At 69.9% G+C, this 6,914-nt stretch carries 6 protein-coding genes; 3 read left to right on the forward strand and 3 right to left on the reverse strand.

The window, feature by feature from the left end:
- Positions 1 to 84: 84 nt before the first annotated feature.
- The 3 genes from VR45_RS27270 to VR45_RS27280 are packed head-to-tail and all read right to left on the reverse strand — an operon-like array spanning position 85 to position 3,148.
- A complete protein-coding gene (locus tag VR45_RS27270) occupies positions 85 to 906 on the reverse strand; it encodes a carbohydrate ABC transporter permease (RefSeq protein WP_045942492.1) in 822 nt (273 codons plus the stop codon).
- Positions 903 to 1,841, reverse strand: coding sequence for a sugar ABC transporter permease (locus VR45_RS27275; RefSeq protein ID WP_045942493.1), 939 nt, complete (start codon positions 1,839 to 1,841; stop codon positions 903 to 905). Before VR45_RS27275 ends, VR45_RS27270 begins: the two co-directional genes overlap by 4 nt.
- A gap of 11 nt (positions 1,842 to 1,852) precedes the next feature.
- Positions 1,853 to 3,148: an extracellular solute-binding protein gene (locus VR45_RS27280; RefSeq protein WP_045942494.1), complete on the reverse strand. Its 1,296-nt coding sequence runs from the start codon at positions 3,146 to 3,148 to the stop codon at positions 1,853 to 1,855.
- Positions 3,149 to 3,302: 154 nt separating this feature from the next.
- Between VR45_RS27280 and VR45_RS27285 the strand changes: the two genes are divergently transcribed.
- The 3 genes from VR45_RS27285 to VR45_RS27295 all read left to right on the forward strand — a co-directional run.
- The gene (locus tag VR45_RS27285; RefSeq protein WP_045942495.1) at positions 3,303 to 4,328 is read left to right on the forward strand and encodes a LacI family DNA-binding transcriptional regulator; all 1,026 of its coding nucleotides are present in this window, start codon (positions 3,303 to 3,305) and stop codon (positions 4,326 to 4,328) included.
- A gap of 517 nt (positions 4,329 to 4,845) precedes the next feature.
- Positions 4,846 to 6,318 carry an endo-1,4-beta-xylanase gene (locus tag VR45_RS27290; protein WP_045942496.1) on the forward strand — a complete coding sequence of 491 codons (1,473 nt, stop codon included), beginning with the start codon at positions 4,846 to 4,848 and terminating at the stop codon, positions 6,316 to 6,318.
- A gap of 93 nt (positions 6,319 to 6,411) precedes the next feature.
- Positions 6,412 to 6,914 (forward strand): ricin-type beta-trefoil lectin domain protein (locus tag VR45_RS27295; RefSeq protein WP_045942499.1); only part of this gene is annotated, 503 nt, incomplete at its 3' end.

Raw genomic sequence — 6,914 nt, forward strand, 5'->3', positions numbered from 1 at the left:
CCGCGCGCTCCTCGGGGCTGAGCGCGCGGTCGCGCCAGCGGGCGGTCGGGTCGGCGGGCGGGAGGGCCAGGTTCATGTTGCCGGTCACTTTCCTCCGACGCCCATGAGGCCTTGGACCAAGGCGCGTCGGGCGAACAGGTAGACGATGAGGACGGGGAGCGTCGACAGCACGACGGCGCTGAGCAGACCGGGCACGTCGACGCCGTGCTCGGTCTGGAAGTCGTACAGGCCGACGGTGCTGACCTTGGTGCTCTCCGACTGGGTGAGGATCAGGGGGAACAGGAAGCCGTTCCACGCCTGCAGCGCGGCGAAGACCACGACGGACGAGAGGCCGCCCCTGGACAGCGGCAGCACCAGTTGCCGGAACACCCGCCAGGGGGTGGCGCCGTCCATGGCCATGGCCTCGTAGAGCTCGCCGGTGATGTCCCGCATGGCGCCGGTGAGGACCAGCGTGCAGACCGGCAGGCAGAACGCCGCGGTGGGCAGGATGACGCCGAGCAGGTTGTCGTAGAGGCCCGCCTTGCTGATGACGTAGAACATCGGCACGATCACGGCCTGGGCCGGAATCGCCAGCCCCAGCAGGAAGATCCGGAACACCGTGCCGATGACCCTGCCCCGGGCCCGCACGATCGCGTAGGCGAGCGGGGGCACCACGAGCAGGACGATCCCGACCACGCTCACCGTGACGAGGAGCGTGTTGAGGAAGTCCCGGCCGAAGCCGTTGGAGAAGTCGTCGACGTAGTTCCGCAGGGTCAGCTGCGAGGGGAAGGTCAGCGGCCCCCGCGAGGAGTAGTCGGACCGGGTCCGGAACGTCGAGATCAGCAGGACGTACAGCGGGAACCCGACCAGGGCGAGCCAGATCAGGGCGCCGAAGCCGGCCAGGTGGTTGGGGCGCCGTCTTGTCACAGTCCCTCCGCGGTGCTGCGCATCCGGTCGTAGCCGGACAGGCGCACGACGACGAGCGAGATCAGGGTGGCGACCACCACGAGGACCAGGGCAATGGCCGATCCCGCGCCGAAGTCGAAGTTCTTGAAGGCCTGTTGGTACATGTAGTAGGCGCTGTTGGTGGTGTCGGTGCCCGGTCCGCCCCGGGTGAGGACGAGGACGGTGTCGAAGGTGGTGAGACCGCCCACCACCATCAGGATCATCGACGTGATCATGGTGTTGCGCAGTTGCGGCAGGGTGATGTGGAGGAACTGCCGCACCTTGCCCGCCCCGTCGATCGACGCGGCCTGGTAGAGCACCCGCGGGATCGCCCGGGCGCCGCCCTGGTAGAGCAGGGCGTGCATGGGCGTCCACTGCCACATGCCGACGAAGGTGAGGACCGCCAGGGCACTGCCCTGATGTCCCATCAGATTGCCGTCGCCGAAGACCCCTTCCAGCTGCGCGGGCACGCCGAAGTTGGGGTCGAGGACGGCACGCCAGACCACCGAGACCGCGGTCGCGGACAGCAGCAGCGGGACGAAGAAGATCGCGGACAGCACGGCGCGGTTGCGTTGGTGACCGGCCGCCCACACGCCCAGCAGGATGCTCACCGGGGTCTGCACGACCACGCCGGCCAGGGTCAGCACCAGGGTCAGACCGAGGCTCTGCGTCATCACCGGATCGTGCAGCAGCTCGGCCCAGTTGCCGAGGCCGTTGAACCGGGGGGCGTCGACGCCGTTCCAGCTGGTGAAGGAGAGCACCGCCACCAGGACCAGCGGCAGAAGCGCGAACGCCAGGAAGAACACGGTCGCGGGCACCGCCCAGAGAAGGCCCGGGCGGGTCACCCCGACGCCGGTCCGGCGGCCTGCGGCCCGCAGGCGGCGACGGTACCGGGGCACGGACGAGGAAGCACTCATGGCGATCCGTCTCAGGAGGCGGGCAGGGCCTGCATGGCCTTGACGAAGCCGTCCACGTCGAGCCTGCCGTTGAAGAACTGCTGGACGGCGGTGTGGATCGGCGTGTTGGCGGCCGGCGGGTACGCCTGGTCCCAGGACAGCTGGAACGACGGTGCGGACTTGACCAGGTCGTACTGGTACTTCGAGTAGGCGGGGTCGTCCGCGGTGGCGAGGAACTGCTCGGTGTTGGTGGTGGTCGGCAGGTTGCCGATCGCCAGCTGCGCCTTCACGAACTCGTCGGAGTACATGAGCTTCAGGAAGGCGGCCGCCGCCTCGGGGTGCTTGCTCTTCTTCAGCACCGAGTAGAAGTTGTTGGTGTTGCCGACCAGGTCGGCCGGATCGCCCTTGCCACCGGCGACGGCGGGGAACTCGCTGTACCCGAGCTTGCCCTTGGCGAAGTCGGGATCGGCGTCCCGCTGGGTGGCGTACTCCCAGGACCCCATCAGCTCGAAGGCCGCCCTGCCCTTGGCCAGCAGGGCCGGAGAGCCCCCGTCGGTGAACTTGACCGAGTCGAAGTTCGAGCCGAACGCCCCGGCGTCGACCAGTTGCCTGAGCATGCCCAGCGCCTTCCTGGCGTCCTCGCTCTGCCAGGCGCTCCGGTCGCCGGACAGTGCCTTTCGGAACAGCTCCGGACCGGCGACGCGGTCGAAGACGTACTCGTACCACATCAGGGTCGGCCACTGGTCGCCGCCGCCGAGGGCGAACGGGGTGATGCCCTTGGCCTTGAGCACCCGGACGGCCTCCAGCAGGTCGTCCCAGGTCCTCGGGACGCCCAGTCCGGCCTCGGCCAGCACCTTCTTGTTGTGGAACAGCAGCACGGGCTGCGTGCCGCGCATCGGGATGCCGTAGGACCTGCCGTCGATCACCGCGGTGTTGAACACCGAGGGCAGGAAGTTGCTCCTCAGCCCCGGGTCCGCGGCGATCATGTCGTCCAGCGGCAGCAGCAGGTCCGACTTCACATAGGGCTGGATGCTGCCGCCACCCCAGTTGAAGAAGACGTCCGGCGCCTGCGGGGTGTTGATGACGGTGTTGAGCTTGGCCTGGTAGTCCGCGCCGGGGACGGTGTCCAGGACGGCCTTGACCTTCGACGTCCTGTTGAAGGTCTCGACCAGCTGCTTCTCGACCTTGTTGCCGGCGTCCCCGTAGACCAGCACGTGGATCGTGCCCGAGCCCCCGCCGGCGGCGGAGGAACCGCCGCTGCCGCAGGCGGTCGCCCCTGCCATCACCACGGACAGGCCGAGCGCGACCGCTGCAGTGTGCCTTCCCATCAAGGCTCTCCGAAAGTTTCGATCTACTTCTCGAAATAACTGCATGGCGGGGACGGTAAGTTGCGAACATGTTTCGGGTCAACCCCTCGGGTCGAGATTCACCGAGGCGTGCTGCCCCAACTGCCCTGCGCCGCCCGTGCCCTATGCTGCAGCCATGGAAGAGGTCGATGAACTGGGACGGGTGACCCTCGCGGACATCGCGCGCGAGGCCGAGGTCTCCGTTTCGACGGTTTCGAAGGTCCTCAACGGCCGTACCGATGTCGCGCCGACCACCCGCGTCCGGGTCGAACAGGTCCTGCGCGACCACGACTACCGGCGCGCCGCGCGCAGCGGCGGTGAGGCACCCCTGGTCGAAATCGTCTTCCCCGAGCTCGACAGCCTCTGGGCGATGGAACTCCTGCGCGGCGTCGAGGCCGTGGCGAACGAGCACGGGGCGGCGGTCGTGGTCACCCACAGCGGTTCGCGCCGCGCCCCGGGGCCGGAGTGGATCGAGGGGGTGCTGCGACGGCGTCCCCTCGGTGTCGTGCTGGTCTTCTCCAGCCTGCCGCCCGAGTTCAAGCGCCAACTGCGCGCGCGCTCCATCCCGTTCGTGATCGTCGATCCGGCGGGCAACCCCGATCCTGACGTGCCCTCGGTGGGTTCGGCCAACTGGGCCGGCGGCCTCGCCGCCACCCGCCACCTGATCGAGCTCGGCCACCGGCGCATCGCCATCGTCACCGGTCCCGAGGACACCCTCTGCTCGCTGGCCCGGCTGGACGGCTACCGCTCCGCGATGTCGATGGCCGGCCTGGCGGTCGACCCCGCACTGACCGCCTTCGGCGACTTCCACGCCGAGGGCGGATTCGCCCGGGCCGAACGGCTGTTGGACCTCCCCGACCGGCCCACCGCGATCTTCGCCGGCAGCGACCTGCAGGCACTCGGCGTCATGGAGGCCGCCCGGGTCCGCGGCCTGCGCGTTCCCGAGGACCTGTCCGTCGTCGGCTACGACGACCTGGACATCGCGCAGTGGACCAGCCCCGCGCTGACGACCGTCCGCCAGCCCCTGCGCGAGATGGCCGAACAGGCGACCCGCCTGATCCTCGCCCTCCGCAACGAGGAGGCCCCGGCGGCCCCCACCCGGCTCGAACTGTCGACCACCCTGGTGGTGCGCTCCAGCGCCGTCGCCCCCGGCCGTCCCTGACGGAGCGGCCCCACTCCGTCTTCGAAACTTTCGAAGGGCGCAGGGTGGCCCATGGTCGAGCCCCGGGGCCGCCCCTCGACCGTCAGGCCCTGACCAGCTCCTTCTCCGGCAGGGCGGACTCCGATGCCCCGCGAAGGTATCGCTGTTCTCGTCGAAAGCATTGACAGCTTGTCGGGTTCCGGCCAACACTGGCGCCGTCGACAAGTCCGAGCGGCCTTGGATCCGGCCCTCGCGCGCCAACCGCCTTCGGGCGCGGCGATGTCGACGGCCCGACACCGCGCCGGGCGTCGACGTCGTACCTGGCCCCACCCCTCGATCCACCCTCGATCCACCCTCGATCCCGCCCTCGATCCCGCCCTGGCATGCCGTCAGGACTGTTGTTCGCCGAAGATTGTTAACGCTAACAGGTACGGCGGACAATGCCCGACCGGCAGGACCGCTCGCACCACCGTCAGCACAGGGCGCCGGCCCCGCAGCGGCGCGCAGACCTCCCCCCACCCGAGGAGAACAATCCGTCATGCCGTGGTTCACCAGGAACCCCCTCCCCTTCAAGGCCCTGACGGCGGCCGCGTGCGTGCTCGTCGGCGCGGCCACCGCCGTCACCGCGAGCCCCGCCGCCCATGCCGCCGGAGCGACCACGCTGGGCGCGGCCGCCGCCGACAGCGGCCGCTACTTCGGCACCGCCGTGGCCGCCGGCCGGCTCGGTGACTCGATGTACTCCACCCTTCTCGACCGGGAATTCACCGTGATCACCCCGGAGAACGAGATGAAGTGGGACACCGTCGAACCCTCGCGCGGCAACTTCAACTTCGCCCCCGCCGACTCGATCGTCGGCCACGCCTCCTCGCACAACCAGCGCATGCGCGGCCACACCCTGGTCTGGCACTCCCAACTGCCCGGCTGGGTCGGCTCCATCACCGACGCCGCCACCCTGCGCGGCGTGATGAACAACCACATCACCACGACCATGAACCACTACAAGGGCAGGATCTACGCCTGGGACGTGGTCAACGAGGCCTTCGCCGACGGCGGCAGCGGCCAGCACCGCAGCTCCGTGTTCCAGAACGTGCTGGGCAACGGCTTCATCGAGGAGGCGTTCCGCACCGCCCGGACCGCCGACCCCTCGGCCAAGCTCTGCTACAACGACTACAACATCGAGAACTGGTCCGACGCCAAGACCCAGGGCGTCTACGCCATGGTCAAGGACTTCAAGTCCCGCGGCGTCCCCATCGACTGCGTCGGCCTCCAGAGCCACTTCGGCGCCGGCGGCCCACCGGCCGACTTCCGGACCACCCTGGCCAACTTCGCCGCGCTCGGCGTCGACGTCCAGCTCACCGAGCTCGACATCGCCCAGGCGTCCACCACCGCGTACGCCAACACCGTCCGGGCCTGCCTCGACGTCGCCCGCTGCACCGGCATCACGGTGTGGGGCATCCGGGACAGCGACTCCTGGCGCGGCGGCGAGAACCCCCTGCTGTTCGACAACAACGGCAACAGGAAGCCCGCCTACAGCGCGACCCTCACCGCCCTGGGCGGCAGCGGCAACGGCACGCCGAGCGGGGACATCGTCTCCGGCACCGTCTACACGCTCTCCGACGTGGCCGCCGGACGCGTCCTCGACGAGCCCGCGGGGCAGAACGGCAACGGCACCCCGCTCCAGGTGTGGGACGCCGGCGGCGCCGCCAACCAGCAGTGGCGGGCCACCCGGAACAACGACGGCTCCTACACCCTGACCAACATCGCCAGCGGCCGGGCCCTGGACGCGCCTGCCGACCAGCCGGGCAACGGGACGCGGATGCAGGTCTGGGACTCCAGCGGCGGCGCCAACCAGCACTGGCGGGCCGGCCGGAACAGCGACGGCTCCTACACGCTGACCAACGTCGCCAGCGGCCGGGCCCTGGAGATCCCCGGCGGTCGGACCGCCAACGGCACTCCCGTCCAGATCTGGGACTCCAACGGCGGCGCCAACCAGCACTGGAACTTCAAGTGAGCTGAGCCGCGGGGCGCGCGCTCACCGCGGCCCGCGTGTGTGAGCGCCGCCGAAACCGTGTGACAGCTCTGTCCGTTCACCGAGGAGGTCCCCATGCGCAGCCGAAATTCCCGCCGCAGGAAGCTGTCGACGGTGCTCACCACCCTGGTCGCGGCGGTGGCGGCACTGGCAGCGATGCTCGTCGCCGCCCCCGCCCGGGCGGCCACCAGCGGCGCCTTGCACGGCACCGGTTCCGGCCGGTGCCTCGACGTGACGAACGCCGACCGGAACGACGGCGCTTTCCTGCAGATCCACGACTGCTCGGGCGGCGCCAACCAGCAGTGGACGTCGACCTCCGACAACCGGCTGACCGTGTACGGCAACAAGTGCCTGGACGTACCGGGCCACGCCACCACGGCCGGTACCCGGGTGCAGATCTGGACCTGCAGCGGGGGCGCGAACCAGCAGTGGCGGGTGAACTCCGACGGCACGATCATCGGCGTCGAGTCCGGGCTGTGCCTGGACGTCACGGGCGCCGGCACGGCCAACGGCACGGCCGTGGAGATCTGGACGTGCAACGGCCGCAGCAACCAGCAGTGGACCGGCCTGTCCGGGAC

The sequence above is a fragment of the Streptomyces sp. NRRL S-495 genome (assembly GCF_000966955.1).
Lineage (GTDB): Bacteria > Actinomycetota > Actinomycetes > Streptomycetales > Streptomycetaceae > Kitasatospora > Kitasatospora purpeofusca.